The following is an 18,686-nucleotide window of genomic DNA, read 5'->3' as shown; positions in this document are numbered from 1 at the left end:
AGAATAATAGGTTATGACTGTTAAAAACAGGCTTTCCGTTAGCCTTTTAAAAAGAGGCGAGGCAGATACGAGGCATGAACAAAAATTACCCGCAGGCGTGCTTTTGCACGTTGAGGACTAATTTTTGTGAAATAACGAAGTAGATGCCCGCATATTTTTAAAAGGAAGGTTGGACGGCCTTTATATTTTGCGGGAATATCCCCAAAAGTGCATGATGCGATTGCTCTGAAGAAGGGAAGTAGATGGAACGGCAAAAAAAACGATGGGAAGATGAAACGCTTTTACACATTGGACGGAGGGAAGCGCAGCCGCGTCTTATGCGCAGCGGTATGCAGCCTACCGATATATCGCTGAATGGTACATGGGATTTTTTATACCTGCGTGCACCGGAATTTTCACCTGAAGGTTTTTTTGAAAAAAACTTTACGACAAAGAAATGGAATACGATACCGGTGCCTTCATGCTGGCAGATGCAGGGATACGGGCAGATGCATTACACGGATGTGTGGTATCTGTTTCCTGTCAATCCTCCGTTTGTGCCGAGCGAAAACCCAGCCGGAATATATCGCCGTTCTTTCACTGTACCTGATACGTGGCAAGACGGTAAAACAATACTGCGGTTTGACGGTGTCGGCAGCGCATTCGATGTATGGATAAACGGCATTCATTGCGGATATAGCAAAGTAAGTAGGCTTGCTTCCGAATTCGATATTTCACATTGCGTGGTTATAGGTGAAAATCAAATCACAGTACGAGTTTACCAATGGTCTGACGGTTCGTATTTGGAACGACAGGATATGTGGGTATTCAGCGGGATACTTCGCGATGTAACGGTGTATCACGAGAATGCATGTTCAATTTCTACTTGCTTTGTTTGCGGCGATTTAAAAAACGGATACAAGGGCGGTGTGTTATATGCCGATGTTCTGCTGAGTGCAGAAGCCAAAGGTGCAGGCTGTACGGTAGAATACCACTTGTCGGAAAAGGACAGTGGACGGGAGATAACACACGGCTACGCTGCTGTTCAAGATAGTACCTGTAACAAAATGCAGGATGGTGATCAAAACAGCGGTACGGTATTCTGCTCGAATAACTGCAATTCCGGACTCAGAGTGATACGTAAAGAAATTTCCTCGGTGCATACCTGGACTGCCGAGACTCCCTTTTTATATTGCTTACAGCTTGAACTAAAAAAAGACAGCCGAATACTTGATACTGTAGCGCTGACGCTCGGTTTTAGAAAAATTGAAATTATTGACGGGAATTTTACGGTAAACGGAACAGCGATATTGTTGAACGGCGTCAATATGCACGATTTTAGTCCGGCCGGAGGTAGTACGGTAGATAAGGCTGTTGTCGAGCAGGACATCATATTGATGAAGCAGCATAACATCAATGCCGTCCGCTGCTCTCATTATCCCAAGGCAGATTATTTTTACGATTTGTGTGATACCTACGGCTTATATGTTATCGATGAGGCCGACTTGGAATCGCACGGGTTTGAATGGATACAAGCGACGAATTGGCTTAATGAGACGGCATCATGGGAGCACGCCTATATCGATAGATGTGAACGGATGGTAAAGGCTCATTATAATCATCCGTGTATCCTGATGTGGTCGATGGGAAATGAATCGGGCATGGGTACCAATTTTAAAAAAGCCGCAGACCGTATCCGTTTGCTCGATAAAACACGGCTCCTTCATTATGAGGGTGATAGTAATGCGGAAACCGCAGATGTGTATTCAACAATGTACACCCGTTTAAATCGGCTTCAGGAAATTGCCGAAGGCAATGACGCACACGGTAAACCTCATCTGCTTTGTGAGTATGCTCATGCGATGGGAACGGGGCCGGGTAATCTTGAAGAATACCAGAACCTGTTCCGCCGGTATAAAAGATTGCAGGGCGGTTTTATTTGGGAATGGTACGATCACGGGATTCAAATCACAAAAGAAGATGGGAGTATAACGTATTATTACGGGGGTGATTTCGGTGACGAACCTACTAACTCCAATTTTTGTATCGACGGTTTATTAATGCCGGACAGAACGCCGTCCACAGGCCTTTTGTGTTATAAAGAAGTTATTGCTCCGGTAGATTGCTATCCGGCAGATCTTGCTAAAGGCCTGATTACAATCCGAAACCGCTACGATTTTACGGATTTGCATGATATTGCTTTATGTTGGCAGGTTGTGTCTAACGGTATGGTATATGAAAGCGGCATAATCGATACGTTGACCGCCGCTGTGGGGAAGGAAGAGACAATCCGTATTCCCTATTCCTTACCCAAAGAATCATTTGAAGCATATTATCTGAATATACAATTTACGCATAAACACAAGACCTTATATGCGGATTCGGGTTTTATTGTTGCAAAGCGGCAGCTCTTATTGCCGGTCACGCAGAGACCCCGGCAGCGCTTACACGACACGGAACACGGTTTGCAAATATCAGATGGACAGACAAAACTTACTGTGTCCGGCAATGGGGTGCAAGTAGCGTTTTGCAAGGTAACCGGTAGACTGCTTGAATATACGGTAGACGGAATAAGCTATCTATGTGAAGGTTTTACCCCGAATGTCCGGCGCGCCTTGATAGACAACGATATGTATAAAGTTAAAGATTGGAAGGAGAAATATTTTATACATAAACAACAAGAACAGTTGGAAGCCTTTACCTACAGTTCCGAGAAAAATTATGTAGCGGTACATATTTCCACACATTTCTCCTTTTTAAATCAAGCATTCGGATTTAAATGCGAATACCGTTACCGAATATTTCCGGACGGGGAGATTGAATTTGATTTGCACGCACGTTCATTTGCGTATACCGATTTTGTTCCTCAGATGATTCCTCGTACGGGGATAGCATTCAGTATGCCGTTGCAATTCAACCGTGTTACATGGTACGGATTAGGTTTCGAAGAAAATTACTGTGATATGAAAGCCCATGTTCAAAAGGGCGTGTATTCTGCATCCGTGCAGGACATGCACACCGAATATGTTAAACCGCAGGAAAACGGGCACCGCGAAGAAGTCGAACGGCTCCTATTAAGCGGTTCCGGTAAAGGTCTGTTATTCAGATTTGAAAATCCGGTAGGAATAAATGTGCATGATTATACAATCGATGCGCTGGAGAAAGCTGGCCATATCGGCAACATAGAAAAAGCCGGAAGAGTAGTGGTGCATATCGATGCAAAACACAGCGGCCTCGGTTCCAACAGCTGCGGCGAAGAACAGATGTATAAAAACAAAACCCGTATTAACGATTTTGCAATTACAATGCGTTTCCGCCCTGCGGGGGCGGCAGATTTCGTGGAGAGATTATGACGAAAAAAAATATTATTACCAAGCATAATGTTCCGTATATTCTCCTTGCACCGACAATTATTATCTTTGCCGTATTTATGGTTTATCCCGTGTTTCGTTCTTTATATTTAAGTTTTTACGAATATCGCGGAGGTACCTATGAATTCATTCATTGGGAGAATTATATAAAACTATTTCAAGACGGAATCTTTTTTAAATCGCTTTTTAATACTTTTGTATATCTATTAATTCAAGTGCCTGTTATGGTTGTGGGAGCTTTATTGATTGCAGTGCTCATTGAGCAAAAATTCATCCGCGCAAAAGCCTTTTTCCGTGCAGCAATATTCTTGCCGTCGGTAACCGCCTTGGTAGCCTATGCTCTTGTATTTAAAGTATTAATGAATTCCGATTACGGCTTGATTAACTATGTACTAAAGGTTGTAGGTTTGCCGCCGGTTAATTGGTTTTACGGCGAATGGAGTGCACGGTTTGCAATTATCATTGCAATAACGTGGCGATGGCTTGGTTATAATATGATCATTCTTCTAGCAGGTATTCAAGCAATACCCGAAGAATTAACGGAAGCAGCGCAAATCAGTGGCGCATCATTTTTCCAAATATTGTTTTATATAACTATTCCGATTATTAAACCGGTTATTTTATTTTGCACGATAACTTCTACTATCGGGACTCTCCAGCTTTTTGATGAACCTTTTATTTTGACGGAAGGTGGACCGAACAATGCGACATTAACAGCAGGGCAATATTTATTTAACAACGGTTTTACTTATCTAAAATTCGGCTATGCTTCCGCTATCGGTTATGTGCTTGTCGTGCTGATTGCAGTATTATCCGTTTTGCAATTTAGGATAACGGAAAGGAGCGACACATGAAAAATAAAAGAACGGGAGAAATCCTTTGTTTAATTATTTTGATTATTGCGACCTTTTTAGCTTTGTTCCCCTTTTATTTTATGTTTGTTTCGGGGACAAATACTAACGCGGATATTCTTGCTGTGCCGCCGCGCCTTGTACCCGGATTTGAATTGATACGTAATTTTCAACTGCTGAGTAAAAAAATAGGGTTATTACGCAGTACATGGAATACGCTGACCATTTCGGTTATCTATACTGTCGTATGCACTGTCTTATTTTCTGCAGCCGGTTATGCACTTGCACTATTTTCATTTAAAGGACGCAATGTTATTTTTGGTTTTATTTTAGCATCCATGATGATCCCTGCATTGGTTATGTATGTACCGCTTTTTGAAATGATGATTAAAATCAATTTAACAGATACCTATGCCGGTGTTGTTTTACCGCTCCTTGCAAATGCATTCGGTATCTTCCTTATGCGTCAAAATATGCTTCATTTTCCTCCGGTTTTACTTGAGGCCGCACGGATAGACGGTGTAGGTGAATTGGGGATTTTTGCTAAAATTGTATTGCCGAATGTAAAGCCTGCCTTGGGGGCGCTTATTATTTATATGTTTACCAGTATGTGGAATAATTTTATGTGGCCGCTTATCATCCTTGGCAGCAAACGTTTGTATACTCTGCCGGTCAGTCTCGCGATGCTTGATGGGAATCCTACAAACAAAAATTATGCAGTTATACTTTTAGCAGCTGCTATCGCAACGCTGCCGGTGTTATTGATATTTTTTATTTTTCAAAAACAGTTTATCGCCGGCGTCATGGGAGGCGCCGTAAAAGAATAAGCGGTGTTCGGGAAATGATTCTCGAATATAAGGAGGAAAAAATGACAAAGCGTATTGTAAGCGGCTTGTATATTGCCGCGGCAGTTTTTATGCTGTTCACCGGGTGTAGCGGAAAAAGCGCCGCAGGTAAAGCGGAGACTCAAACTGTTACCATTTCAGTTTGGTCATGGGATGTTGCGTTAATGCAGTTGCAGAGTGCAGCGGAAAAATTTAAGCAGACACATCCTAATGTCGAATTTGAATTTGAAGAGATGGGAACGGATCAGATTTATAATAAGCTATCAACATCTCTGGCAACAGGAAATGGAATCGCTGATGTCGTTTCGATAGAAGGAGATGTGTTTGCCGGATATGTCGATAAGTTTCCTCAGGGCTTTCTTGACTTAACGGATGTTGTCGACGAACGGAACTTTCTACCGGTAAAAATCGGTGAGGTAAAATTTAACGGAAAAATTCATGCGTTCCCGTGGGATGCGGGACCCATGGGATTGTTTTATCGCAAAGATTATTTTGAGCAAGCCGGTGTAAAGGCTTCCGATATTGTTACATGGAGTGATTTTATCGTTGCCGGAAAAAAAATAAGCGCCGTATGTAAAACACCGTCGGGGAAAGCGGTTAAGATGCTGCCTATACGGCCGACTAAACCGTCGCTTTATGCAGTTTTCTGTGCAGAACTTGGCCAGTCGGTGTTTAATGCAGACGGGAAACCTCTCGTTGATACTCCGCAGTCGTTGCAGGCGATGCACCTTTTTAAAGAAATCTATGATGCCGGTATCGGGCAAAATTACAACGGCTGGGATGAATATGAAGGTACGGTTGCTAACCAAACGGTTGCAACAATTCCCGAAGCGGTATGGATGATCGGAACAATAAAAGATAAAGCTCCCGATACTGCCGGAAAGTGGGGCGTTATCGATTTGCCGAAAATAAGTGCGGGTGGCTCTTCAAGCTGTGCAAACGGCGGTTCCGTGGTTGCCATTCATGCAAAAACAGCTGTACCTGATCTGGTAAAAGAATTTGTAAAATTTGCAATGACCGATACCGCTTTGCAAGCAGAAGGTTTTGAAAAATACGGATTATATCCATCGTTTATTCCGAGTTATAGCGAGCCTGTATTTGAACAAGGGGATGATTTTTTCGGCGGCGATGCTATCTATAACGTATTTATTGAAAATGGGAAAAAAATCCCTGCCTTTCCGCAAAATCCTAACATAGCCGAAGCAAATGATATGATCGGCGCTGCTGTTTCTCGTATCTTGTTAAAAAATGAAGATATAGATACTACGTTGATTGAATTGCAGCGGGATTTATCGACAAAGTTTGCAAGATAGCTTATAGTTATCGACTATAACCTATCCGATAACTTCGGATAGGTTATAGGTTTCCCGTAGGATTATGATTATGAATAAAGAGCTTTTAGGCGTTGTCGGATTATTATCGGCTACCATATTGTGGGGTGCAGGGTTTCTTGCCGTAGATCTTGCGTTGACCGCATTTACGCCGATGCAAATTATGGCGGTGCGTTTTTTCCTTGCATCAATCATTATGTTTTTTGCTGCACGTAAAAGTTTGCAGAGCGTTTTAAAACAAGAGGTGATAGCCGGTGTTATCATGGGGCTGTGCTTATTTCTTGCGTTCACGTTACAAACGATCGGTTTAAAGTTTTCCACACTGTCTAACAACGCATTTCTAACGGCGACGAATGTTGTCTTTGTTCCCTTCCTCGTGTGGGGTGCATATAAAAAGCGTCCTGCACTGCGTGAATTCACCGGTATGATTTTAGCGATGGCTGGGGCGGGATTTTTAACATTGACAAAAGATTTTACTATCGGCATCGGAGATACGCTCTCGCTTGCCGGCGCATTCTTTTTTGCCTGTCAAGTTTTTTTTACCGGTAAATATGCTCCCCATTATCGAACTGATATCCTCAGCTTTGTCCAGATAACAACAGCCTTTGTCTTATCCTGTATTTCATTGCCGTTTACCGGCGGAATGGCGGGAATAGTGTGGGGGAAAAATGCTTTATTATCGATTTTATATCTCGGTATTGTCAGTACGGCAATTACCTATTTTTTACAGACCTCATCACAACGATATGTAAAGCAAGTACAGGCTGTTATCATCTTGTCGCTGGAAGCGGTATTTGCCACTCTTTTTTCCGTGTTGCTGATACACGAAAAACTTTCATTTCGAGTACTGTGCGGCGCCCTATTGATTTTAAGCGCTGTACTCATCTCGGAGTTGAAATTGAAAAAATGTAAGAGTTATGATACGGTAACGTAATGGCTACAATAAAAGATATTGCCGAAAAAGCGGGCGTTTCGGCTGCTACCGTATCGCGCGTTCTAAATTACGATGAAACACTCAGTGTCCTTGATGAGACCCGCCGTCGCATTTTTGAAACGGCGGCAAGTCTTGAATATGAGCGGAATAATAAAAAAAGAAAAAAGATTAAATTAAAAATAGGTTTGATGAGTTCATATTCTCACGAAGAGGAACTTGCCGATCCCTTTTATTTGGCGGTACGTGTAGCTGCTGAAAAAAAAATGGAAGATGAAGGGTTTGTACGAATGAGTATACCGGTATCGGCGCTCACCGGATCTATACCGCCGGTACACGGAATAATTTGTATTGGAACCTTTAGCCCCTCTATTGTAAAAAAAATTGCTGCGCTAAAAAAACCGGTGGTATTTGTAGACTGTAATCCCGACGAAACCCGTTTTGATTCTGTGGTTATCGGTATGGAAAAAGCCGTCATCGGTGTACTCGATTATTTGCGCAAAAACGGCCATTCAAAAATAGCCTTTGTCGGTGGCGGCGGTACGGAACTCGATTATGACGGAAACGAAGTACCTGATATCCGCTCAGAAGTGTACATAAATTATATGAAAAAATATAACATTTGGCGGCAGGAGTATTTGTGTAAGGGAGATTATTCCCCTAAGTGCGGGTACACCCTTATGAAACAACTTTTATTACAACAGGAGCCTCCGACTGCCGTATTTGTCGTAAACGATTCTATTGCAGTCGGTGCCTATAAAGCTGCGTATGAATTGGGATGGAAGGTACCTGATCAAATCAGTATTGTCGGTTTTAATGATATATCTTCTGCAAAATATATGGTTCCGCCGCTCACCACCGTCAGTCTGCACATGCGGACAATGGGAAGACAGGCCGTCGGTATCTTAGCCGACCGTATCCGCTCGGACAGAGAAGTTCCGGTAAAAGTCGTCATCCCGTGTGAACTGATTGTGCGTGAAAGTGTACGGAATATTTCACGGTAAGCTATTCCTTCTGTACGAAATTTTAAATAAAATTTCGTACAATTTATTTTTTAGAGGAAAGGTAAACGCATCAGACGAATAAATATAAATCGCAAAATCAGGAGGCTGGGCAAGCATTTGAACCGCGAAGAGGTTCAACTCTGCTTGAACGACCTCCTGATTTTGCGGGGTGTTAAAAAGAGAGTCTGATGCGTTTACCCTGCTGGCGAATCTGGACACGTTCGGGTTTTTCCGCTATGCTCAATAATCTTGTATGGACTATGTAGAAAGTTTATTTAACACGAATTTTTTAGAGTATGCCAGTTATGTTATCCGTGACCGCGCAATTCCCGACGTAGAGGATGGTTTAAAGCCGGTACAGCGGCGTATCCTACATTCTCTTTTTGAGATGGATGACGGAAAATTCCATAAGGTTGCCAATGTCGTCGGCTACTGCATGAAGTATCACCCTCACGGGGACGCTTCCATCGGCAACGCATTGACGGTACTCGCCAATAAAAGCCTCTTTATCGACAAGCAGGGAAACTTCGGCAACCTCTTTACGGGGGACGAAGCCTCCGCCCCGCGGTATATCGAATGCCGCATCACCGAATTTGCAAAAGATATCCTGTTTAATCCCCATATTACGCGGTATGTTCCTTCTTATGACGGTAGAAACAAAGAGCCGGTCGTATTCCGCGCCAAACTGCCTGTCGTATTGCTTATCGGGGCGGAAGGGATCGCTGTCGGTATGTCTACCAAGATACTTCCGCATAATATCCGCGAAATCATCGAGGCGGAAAAAGCCTGTCTTTCCGGTAAATCCTTTACGCTCTATCCCGACTTTCAGACCGGCGGGCTTATCGACGTGTCCGACTATCAGGACGGCAAGGGCAAGGTGCTGGTGCGGGCAAAGTTGGACACCTCCGACGATAAACGGATTGTTATCCGTGAACTCCCCTTCGGCAGCACTACCGAAAGCCTCATCGCTTCGATAGAATCGGCGTCGAAGTCGGGAAAGGTAAAAATTTCGGAAATTAACGACTATACGGCGGAACAAGTAGAAATAGAACTCAAGCTGCCGCGCGGCGTGTACGCAGCGGATGTTGTCGATGCGCTCTATGCCTTTACCGATTGCGAGCAATCGATCTCCTGTAATTTGCTGGTCATTCAAGACAATCTGCCGGTACAGACGACTGTTACCGAGGTGATTAAAACTCACGCGAAACAGCTGACCGCTTTACTGAAAGATGAACTTTTGTATGAGCAGGAGATGCTTACCGACCGGCTGCACTTGAGAACACTTGAGCGGATATTTATCGAAGAGCGGATTTATAAAAAGATTGAAACGATGAAAACAGCCGAGTCGGTCATTAAGGCGGTTATCAAAGGTTTTGAACCGTTTAAGGCAGAGCTGATACGGGAAGTAACGGAAAACGATGTAGACCGGCTCCTTAAAATTCCCATTCGGCGTATTTCGCTCTACGACATTCAAAAAAACCGTGCCGAAGTGCAGGAAATTTCCGCTCGGCTCAAAGAGATAGCCCGTCTTTTAAAGAACCTTAAAAAGTATGCGCTCAGCGTCCTTGACGGAATCCTCGCAAAGCTGCCGCCTGAAGTGACGGCGCGTAAAACGGAGATTACCGGCTTTACCAAAGTAGATGTAAAAGAAGCGGTTAACCGCGATTTATCGCTCCGCTATGACGAAGCGACCGGCTACCTCGGCACCGCCGTAACTACTGGAAAAGAAATACTCAAAGTTTCGCCGTATGACCGCGTTTTTATTCTGCGTAAAAGCGGGGTGTACACCGTTATGGATGTGCCCGACCGGCTCTTTGTCGATACCAACATGTGGTACTGCGGCTTTGCTGAAAAAGAATTATTGTCACAAATCCTCTTTACGGTTATTTATAAAGATGAGAAAACACAGTATCCGTATATCAAACGGGCACGGGTTGAATCCTATATCTTGAACCGCGATTACCTGTTTGTACCGGATACGGCGACTGTGCTGTATGCGGGCACGGCAGAAAATTTCGAGTTTACAGTGCAATACGCGCCTAAACCTCGAACAAAGAAGACCGAGGAGCGTTTCAAAACCGCGGATTATCCCGAAAAGGGATTAAAAGCGCAAGGAGTACGTCTTGCAGAACGAGAAGCGACAGCAGCGGCTCCGGTAACGAAAAAAAATAGTAAAAAGTAACGGGAAACCTCTGGAAGTCGAATCTTTTTAGAGATGCCCTGCCTTGTAGGGAGAAAACTGCCTATGCAAACAATCAATGAACTAAAACATTATACCTTTCAAGCGATGCTGGAAAATAGCATCAAGCGATTTGGGGAACGCCCAGCACTTTCATTTGTGTCGGGAGAATCGATTTCGTACAATGAAGCCGGTGAGCAGATAAAGCAGCTGCAGCAACGCCTGTACTGTCTCGGTGTTAACCCCGGCGATAAGATTGCAATCTACAGCCATAGCGTTCCCCATTGGGGGATCGCCTATTTTGCGATTGTTACGATGGGTGCCATTGCCGTGCCGCTGCTGCCCGATTTTACCGACAAAGAGGTCAAGGCCTGTTTGGAGCATTCCGAGACGACGATGATCATCGTTTCGGAAAAACTGATGAGCCGAGTACCCGACACCGTTTCCGTTCTCATCGATATTCAGGATTTTTCAGTTAAAAAGGGTACGGAAATAAGAAACGGCAATCCTCCGCCTCATACCTGCAAAGAAGACGATACCGCTTCCGTTATTTATACGTCCGGTACGACGGGGCGTTCCAAGGGTGTGGAACTTTCGCATAAAAACCTCGTTTGCAATGCAATCGCAGGACAGTCCTGCCAGCGTATTAACGAGTATGACCGGGCGCTTTCCATTCTGCCGCTTTCTCATGTATATGAATTTACGATCGGCTTTTTGATGTTCTTTTTGAACGGCGCCTGCGTGTACTATCTTGAAGGAATCCCATCGCCGCGGATACTCCTTCCTGCTTTGACGAAGGTACGCCCGACGATGATGCTAAGCGTTCCGATTGTTATGGAAAAAATATACAAAAATAAGATACTTCCTGCGCTTACTTCCTCGCCGTTCCGTGCATGGCTGTATCATACTAAGCTCGGCAAGAAACTCCTTAACCGCCTTGCCGGAAAGCAGCTGAAAAAAACGTTCGGCGGACACCTGAAATTTTTCGGATTGGGCGGCTCGAAAACCGATACGACCGTTGAGGAATTCTTGAGAGATGCTAAATTTCCGTATGTTATCGGGTATGGTTTAACGGAAACGGCGCCGCTTATTGCCGGTTCTACCGTCCGCCAAAGCGTTCCGGGCTGGATCGGTTACGCTATCCCCGATGTCGAAGTGAAAATCGATAACCCTGACCCCAAAACCGGTATCGGGGAACTGTTGGTCAAAGGACCAAATGTGATGAAAGGCTACTATCGCGCCCCTGAACTCACAAAAAATTCGTTTACCGAAGACGGCTGGTTCAAAACCGGCGATCTTTTTATGATGGATAAAAGAGGGCATTTAGCGATTAAAGGCCGGTCAAAGAACATGATCCTCGGCGCCAGCGGTGAGAACATTTACCCTGAAGATATTGAGTTCGTACTGAATCAGCACCCGCTCGTAACGGAATCACTCGTGGTTGAAGGAGAAAAATCTTCTCTTGTCGCCTACGTACAGCTTGATGAAGAAAAAATCGCAGCCGAGGTGCAAAAAGAACAGAATCAAAACAAAGAAGGCTCTGCCATTCAAAATCTGCAATCCGCCGTAGCAGGCGCTGTTTCCGGCTTGACGGATGCGATGGCTTATAAACGAGCGGAAATTTTAAACGAGATTAAATTTTTCGTTAATTCCAGTGTGAATAAGATGTCTCGGATCGATAAGATCGAACCGGTCGAAGGGTTTGAGAAGACTGCCAGTCAAAAAATTAAGCGATATCTCTATAATTTTGCAAATCGAGGAAAAAAAGAAGGCGAGGTTCCGGCAGGGAAATAAGATACCTGCAAGTCTGATCGTGTAATTTTCTCTGAAATGCTTGACATTTTTTCCTATTTTCAGTATAAGTTTGTCCATAGTTATTTATCACTTTCCCCTGTAGCTCAGTAGGCAGAGCAAGTGGCTGTTAACCACTGGGTCCGTGGTTCGAACCCGCGCGGGGGAGCTTCCAAAGCTCAAACAGTATGACTGTTTGAGCTTTTTTGTTTTTATCCGGTTACCGGCGCCAAAAGGCGGGTACACATAAGATAACGATGGTATAAAGCTCCAAACGACCTGCCAGCATAGAAAAAGAAAACACAACCTTTGCCCAATGCGGAAAGAATGAAAAATCTCCACCACTTCCGACCTTGCCGAATGCGGCGCCGATATTTCCGACCAACGTAAGTGATGCAGCTATATCGGTAAGGATGTCTGTTCCGGTTAAGGCCGCCGCTAAAAACGTTACCAATAGACACACAAAATAGACGAATATAAAACCTGCAACGCTGTATACAACGTCTTTCCGTCCCGGGCGGCGGTTCAGTTGGATACTGAACACGCCGTGCGGATGCAAAAGTCGCTGCATTTCGTTGAAGGCTTGCTTACGTAAAATAACCCAGCGAATAACTTTGATACCGCCTGCCGTTGAACCGGAACACCCGCCGACAAACATCAGTAAAAAGAGGAGCGCTTGGGCAAACGCAGGCCATGCGCAGTAATTCACCGTAGAAAATCCGGTGGTTGTCATAATCGACGCAACATGAAAAAAGCTGTGACGAAAAGCGGCTGCTATGCCGTAAATCGGCACAAGCACTAACGCCACACCGACTCCTGCACAAAAAGCGATACGGATATACGCCCGCAATTCGGAATTTCTAAAAAATTCTTCGGGCTTTCCGGTAAAAAGATGAAAGTAGAGGCTGAAATTCACGCCCGCCAAAAACATGAACACTGTACAGATAATTTCAATAGCTGCCGAGTTATAATACCCGATACTGGTATTTTGCGTTGAAAACCCGCCGGTCCCAAGCGTAGAAAAACTGTGGCACATTGCTTCTAAAAACGGCATTCCTGCAATACACAAGAGGATAATTTGCAAAACCGTCATCCCCAAGTAAATAAACCAGAGCGCTTTTGCCGTATGCGTAATCTTTGCCGTTACTTTTCCCTTGTCCGGGCCGCTTGTCTCACTTTTTATCAGCTGAAAACCGCCAACGCCGAGCAGCGGGAACAAGGCAACGGTTAAGGCAACAATCCCCATACCTCCGAGCCAGTGCATTTGAGTACGCCATACCCGCAGCGCCATCGGGTAGCTTTCGATGTTCTGTAAGGCGCTTGCGCCGGTTGTCGTAAATCCGGAAACCGATTCAAAAAACGCATCGCTAAAGTGCGGCACAAATCCCGACAGCATGAACGGAACCGCACCCAATAAGCCCGCGCCGAGCCACGCGGAACTCACCAAAAGGATTCCTTCGCGCACGGTAAGCCGAATCGGTTGCCGCTTCGTTTTGATAAAGAGAAGGAGCGTAAGCGGCCACAAAACTGCCATCGGTATAAAAAATGCCGACAGTATGTTCCATTCATGCATATAAACAGCAACGGAAACCGGAATCAAAAAACTTCCGGCAACAATCGAAAGAATCATAAAGATGATGGTTAAACATTGGAAAAATTTCATTTTTTACCGGCAAAATACTTAATAACTTCGTCGCTTTGTGCAACTTGTACGATAATGGCGAGTTTATCATCCGCTTCAAGGATGGTATTTCCGTCAGGGATACGGCAGCCTGTTTCGTTTGTAATGAGCAGTATCAGAAACACACCGGGCATTGCAATATCTTTCAGGCTTTTCTCTACCGCTTCCGACTGATCGGAAATAATGACTTCGACTATCTCGAGCTCGCCCGCGCCCATCGTATGGATACGGGTAAGGTGTTTACCGCCCAGATGGCTCATAATAACGTCAACCGTAACGTCCTTTAACGGAATTGCAACATCCACACCGATTTTATATGCCACGTTCGACATCACGGAGCTTTGCACAAGCGCAATGGTTTTGGGGATGCCGAGTGTTTTAAGATACGCGGAAGTAATCATGTTCAATTCATAATTTTGCGTTGCATTGATAACGAGATCGAAGGAATTAAGCGCAATCTCTTCTATAAATGCCTCATCGGTAACATCTCCGCTGTAGATGCGCGCTTCGGGATACTCCGCCGCGGCTTGTTTTGCAAGGGCGCTGTCTTTATCGATAATGGCAACTTCCCAGCGGGATTTGGTACGAAGGCCGAATAAACGTTTAAACATACCAAACGAATGCTTTTCGATAAGGCTCGCTGCAACTCGCTTGCCAACCTTCCCGATACCGACCAGTGCAATCTTTTTGATAGGTTTCACCGTGAATCCCGCAAGCGCATAAAACCGCTCGATATAATTCGGCAGCGTCAAAATTGAAATTCGCATACCGGCATGAAGTACCGTACCTCCCGATGGAATGGCGGTTTTATTTTCATCCTCTACGGCAACGACGACGAAAGGACTATCAATAGCAACAGTGCGAATATTTTGCAGTGTAACTCCGTCAAGCTTGCTTCCTGCACCGATGGTAAAACAGGTGAGCTGATATGGAGAATTTTCAAAGGCGATAATATCACTGACAGCCCCGTGTTCAACCGCATTAATGATGGCGAGTGCCGCTTCTTGGTCGGGATGCACCAAAAAATCGATACCCAACGTACGGTCTTTTCCGGTGTTCAGCGATGCAACGTAATTTTCATTTCTTACGCGGGCAATCTTCAGTACCTTGGGAGCAAGAGATTCGGCAACACCGCAGATAATCATATTCAGTTCGTCACTGTCGGTAAGGGTAACCAGCGCGTCTGCCCGTTGGATACCGGCCTCGGTTAAAACTTTCGGATCGTTACCGCTCGCCTCCGTTACGATACAGTCCAAGCGGTTGGCTGCATGGCGGGCGGTTTCTTGATTTTGTTCAATAAGAACCACATTATGCTTTTTTGCGATTAATCTTCGGGCAAGCTCAACCCCTGTTACGCCTGCGCCAATAATAATGACAGTCATTTGCAATGATACTAACACAAAAGCATCGGGATGGACAGGGGTACATTGATGGGGAACGCTCCCATTGATAATTCTTAATGAAGATTACCAATGGGAATTCCTATTGGGCATTTCTAAAAACTTAGGTATAGCTTTTATCCTGATCGTCTCTTTCCCTCTAGTGCATAGGCACGGTTAGGGGGAAGGTGTTGTCGTGGTCAGTTTACCGGCAGTGTTGATATACCAATTTTGACCACTCTTCGACGTTACCGTGAACTTTTTATAGTTTTCGCCAACGGTAATATTGCCGTCAAGGACTTTAGTGCCCTCACTATAGCTTCCGTCCGGTACCGTAATGCGCCCGATAGGTCTTGTGCCGGTCAATTTGCCGGAAAGGTTAATATAAGAGGTAGTACCAGGGGTATTATTATCCTTTAAAAATATATCATTTTTCCCCTTTACATCATCACCGGAAGGAACAATGCGGCTATTTCCTTGCATTGTAAATAAACCGCTAACAGTCGGGTCTTTATATACATACACACCGCCGCCGGCGCCCTGTGCAACACAGGCACGAACCTTGCTATCAATCATCGTACACTGTCCATGCCGAACAAAAATACCTCCGCCGAGACCTGCAGAGTCGGGCGCTTTACAACCGCTGATATGCACATGGGTAAGTGTTATCGTTCCGTTGTTTGCGATACCTCCGCCGACACCGATTGATCCGCGAGCCTCATTGTCTTCAATACGAACAGGGTTCCCCAGCGTACCTGTTATAGTAACAATACCGTTATCAGCTTGGGTACCGGTATCTTTGATATACAAGCCACCGCCGCCGTCCATAATATTTGTTCCGTTACTCACTCTATTATGCCGGATAGTAACACCTTCTTTAATCGTACACTCAGCCTTTTTACCCACGGAGATACCGCCGCCTGAAGTTTTTGCCGTATTGCCTTGAGAAGCGTTATCTCCGCCAATTGTACAGCCTGGCTCTATAATAAGCGTTGCACTGTGTACCGCGATGCCGCCGCCGTTTTTGGCCGTATTTCCGGAAATACGTACGCCGTCTTTTAACGTCAGCGTACCGTTTACAGAACCGCTTGCACCTGTTTTTATATAAATACCGCCGCCGTAAAGCTCCCCCGCATTATTACCGTCAATGCTTCCGCCCTTTACAGTGAGCGTTGACCGCTTGGTATAACCGCCGCTAAAGCATACACCCGCACCGCCGTAGAGAGGGTTTTCAGCCGTACTTGTGAGACTATTACCTCGTATGGTAACGCTATCGAGAATTCCTGTTATATGTGTTGCCTGATCGGATCTGAATTCAAGACCGCCGCCTGACTGAACTGCTGTATTCTGTAAGATCTGCGTATCCGCTATAGTGACTTGTATGGGGGGCTTATCAGCCGCTGTCGTTATATATATACCGCCGCCGGATGTTGTTGCTTCACAGTTTTGAATAATACAGTTCTTTATTGTTAGATTTTGAATATTCTTACCGTAGATGCCGCCGCCCAGTTTTTTGTCGTACTCACTAGTGTCGGTTGCCATGCCTCCTTTAAGGGTCAAGCCCTCTAATGTGAGGTTGCAGTTTGTTACCTTAAAGATACGGTGTGCATCCTTACCACCAGTTGTTTTATTTGCATCGAGAATATCGCTTCCGCTACCGTTCTTGCCGCGTATTGTGATACTTTTGGTTACAGCAATTTCACCGTGGTTATTGGCAGCAGAGGTGGCTTGGATCACGCCATTCACAATGATGACGTCACCATCTGCGGCGCTTTCTACAGCATCTTTAAGCCGTTGCCAAGCCCCCGGTTCCGTCGCGCTTACTTCCAGTCCCTTACTGTTATAGAATACAACTATATTTTGGCTATTATCAAATCCTGCGTGTTCTGCCCATGCCGTGAGTTTATACACGACATCCGGGGCGGCAGGCAGCTCTATGGTTAGCGGCGTTGTATCGGAACTTTCGCTTACGGTGAGTCCGTTACGTTCCAATTTATAGTGCACCGTAGCTCCGCTCGTAGCGGTTTCAGCTTTCAAGAGTATGTTTTGTACTCCCGGTCCATAGGTTATCTCATGAGGGGCATCATTTGTTCCGTGCTTTGGTGTTACTGTCCACGAACCGCTTTTGACGGTTATAGTAACCGGACTAACCTTATTGGTACTGGTAGAGGCATGCAATTCCCCCGTGGAAAATAGCCCTGCTTCATCTTGCAGCCGAAACCGGTACTGCTTTACCGCACCTTGTACTTCAACATTCGTTTTTACGCGGAGAATCCATGTTTCAGTTGAAGCCGGTAGTATATCGGGTGTTACTCCTGATTCAACATCTGTAGGCAATAAAGCTGTTGCATCACTGTATCCCAACAAGCGCCCGCCTGCGCCGCTGATATCGAATCCGCTTTTGTCTGCCTTTACCGTTAACGGTATCGAGGTGTATGAGCCGGAGCCTTCAGCAATAGAAAGATATTTAATATCCTTATGCAGAAGTTCGGAACTATTTATCTCCCTATACATATCCGGTACTTCAAGACACAACACATAGTAATGCCTTCCATCGGCTGCAGTGGTCTTGCCGATTGCCCGATAGATAAGATTGGGCGGAGGGGTATTTGCTTTTACATTGAGCTTAAATGTTTCTGAAAATTTTCTGCCGTCTTTGGCATACAGCGTAATCGTCGGCCCGATATTCTTTTTGCCGTATTCATGTTTTTGCAAAAAATCCTGTTTATATGTGAGCGTTAATTGACTGTTTGAATCCTGTGTCAGTTCATAATCATCGGGGTGTTTTGGGGTGGGTGTCGTTGTGCCGGCAACGTCTGTGGGAAAAACGACAATATCGGTAGGGGCGCCTGCATCTCCGGGCAGCTGAAAGGTGAAGTTTTTGGGATTACGGACGGTAAATGTTACCGTTACATCGCTTGATGAAGGAATACTCTGTATTGTGTCTGTATCGGTTTGTACGGTGATTGCAGGGTCAAAGCCAGACCGGACAATTGCAGCCTGTGTTGACCAATAACTTAAATAGTCGTCAATATCTGCTTGATAGTTTTTACATCCGGCACATAAAACAAAAATTACCAAAAAACTAAGAAGTTTACGCATAGAAGAGGTCTCCTTCTTCTCGTATTAAGTTACGTGGAAACGGCTGCCACAATCTCTGTTTTACAGGTCGCGATGAGATTTACTAACGCGACACTTACACTGCTCCATCCATCTTAGCCGGATACTATCATAATACCGATTAAAGGTAAATTGCAAAAAGCCGTTCCTTAAAATTGAACAACTGAACAAAGTTTCAACTTTGGAAGTTGTTTAATTCGTGCGCGGCAGCGCACATACAATCT

Annotated in this window: 11 protein-coding genes and 1 tRNA gene; 9 read left to right on the top strand and 3 right to left on the bottom strand. The window is 44.9% G+C overall.

Features of this window, described 5'->3' with window-relative positions; translation table 11 throughout:
• Nucleotides 1-242 precede the first annotated feature (242 nt).
• The 9 genes from ABH09_RS10450 (at nucleotide 243) to ABH09_RS10410 (ending at nucleotide 12,451) form a co-directional block, all read left to right on the top strand.
• Complete coding sequence (locus ABH09_RS10450) at nucleotides 243-3,332, top strand: glycoside hydrolase family 2 TIM barrel-domain containing protein (protein WP_253714340.1); 3,090 nt, start codon at nucleotides 243-245, stop codon at nucleotides 3,330-3,332.
• On the top strand, nucleotides 3,329-4,204 hold the full coding sequence (locus ABH09_RS10445) for a carbohydrate ABC transporter permease (protein WP_162664253.1): 876 nt from the start codon (nucleotides 3,329-3,331) through the stop codon (nucleotides 4,202-4,204). The genes ABH09_RS10450 and ABH09_RS10445 overlap by 4 nt, the downstream gene beginning before the upstream one ends.
• Complete coding sequence (locus ABH09_RS10440; protein ID WP_253714339.1) at nucleotides 4,201-5,028, top strand: carbohydrate ABC transporter permease; 828 nt, start codon at nucleotides 4,201-4,203, stop codon at nucleotides 5,026-5,028. The genes ABH09_RS10445 and ABH09_RS10440 overlap by 4 nt, the downstream gene beginning before the upstream one ends.
• Before the next feature lie 41 nt (nucleotides 5,029-5,069).
• Nucleotides 5,070-6,359: an ABC transporter substrate-binding protein gene (locus ABH09_RS10435; protein WP_253714338.1), complete on the top strand. Its 1,290-nt coding sequence runs from the start codon at nucleotides 5,070-5,072 to the stop codon at nucleotides 6,357-6,359.
• Nucleotides 6,360-6,429: 70 nt separating this feature from the next.
• Nucleotides 6,430-7,311 (top strand): DMT family transporter, encoded by an 882-nt coding sequence (locus ABH09_RS10430; protein WP_253714337.1) that lies wholly within the window; start codon nucleotides 6,430-6,432, stop codon nucleotides 7,309-7,311.
• Nucleotides 7,311-8,312 (top strand): LacI family DNA-binding transcriptional regulator, encoded by a 1,002-nt coding sequence (locus ABH09_RS10425; protein WP_162664251.1) that lies wholly within the window; start codon nucleotides 7,311-7,313, stop codon nucleotides 8,310-8,312. Before ABH09_RS10430 ends, ABH09_RS10425 begins: the two co-directional genes overlap by 1 nt.
• Before the next feature lie 253 nt (nucleotides 8,313-8,565).
• Nucleotides 8,566-10,494, top strand: coding sequence for a DNA topoisomerase IV subunit A (locus ABH09_RS10420; RefSeq protein WP_253714336.1), 1,929 nt, complete (start codon nucleotides 8,566-8,568; stop codon nucleotides 10,492-10,494).
• Nucleotides 10,495-10,557: 63 nt separating this feature from the next.
• Complete coding sequence (locus ABH09_RS10415; RefSeq protein WP_253714335.1) at nucleotides 10,558-12,285, top strand: AMP-binding protein; 1,728 nt, start codon at nucleotides 10,558-10,560, stop codon at nucleotides 12,283-12,285.
• Nucleotides 12,286-12,378: 93 nt separating this feature from the next.
• Nucleotides 12,379-12,451 (top strand) — tRNA-Asn (locus ABH09_RS10410).
• Nucleotides 12,452-12,502: 51 nt separating this feature from the next.
• On the opposite strand, the gene ABH09_RS10405 is transcribed toward ABH09_RS10410, so the two are convergent.
• The 3 genes from ABH09_RS10405 to ABH09_RS10395 form a co-directional block, all read right to left on the bottom strand.
• Nucleotides 12,503-13,945, bottom strand: a complete 1,443-nt coding sequence (locus ABH09_RS10405; protein WP_253714334.1) for a TrkH family potassium uptake protein — start codon at nucleotides 13,943-13,945, stop codon at nucleotides 12,503-12,505.
• Complete coding sequence (trkA, locus tag ABH09_RS10400) at nucleotides 13,942-15,345, bottom strand: Trk system potassium transporter TrkA (RefSeq protein WP_253714333.1); 1,404 nt, start codon at nucleotides 15,343-15,345, stop codon at nucleotides 13,942-13,944. Before trkA ends, ABH09_RS10405 begins: the two co-directional genes overlap by 4 nt.
• 174 nt (nucleotides 15,346-15,519) lie before the next feature.
• A complete protein-coding gene (locus ABH09_RS10395; protein ID WP_253714332.1) occupies nucleotides 15,520-18,444 on the bottom strand; it encodes a right-handed parallel beta-helix repeat-containing protein in 2,925 nt (974 codons plus the stop codon).
• Between the last annotated feature and the right edge of the window lie 242 nt (nucleotides 18,445-18,686).

The sequence above is a fragment of the Treponema sp. OMZ 803 genome, assembly GCF_024181165.1.
Lineage (GTDB): Bacteria > Spirochaetota > Spirochaetia > Treponematales > Treponemataceae > Treponema.
The sequence above is the reverse complement of the archived record's forward strand: the minus strand, read 5'-3'. Positions and strand labels throughout refer to the sequence as shown.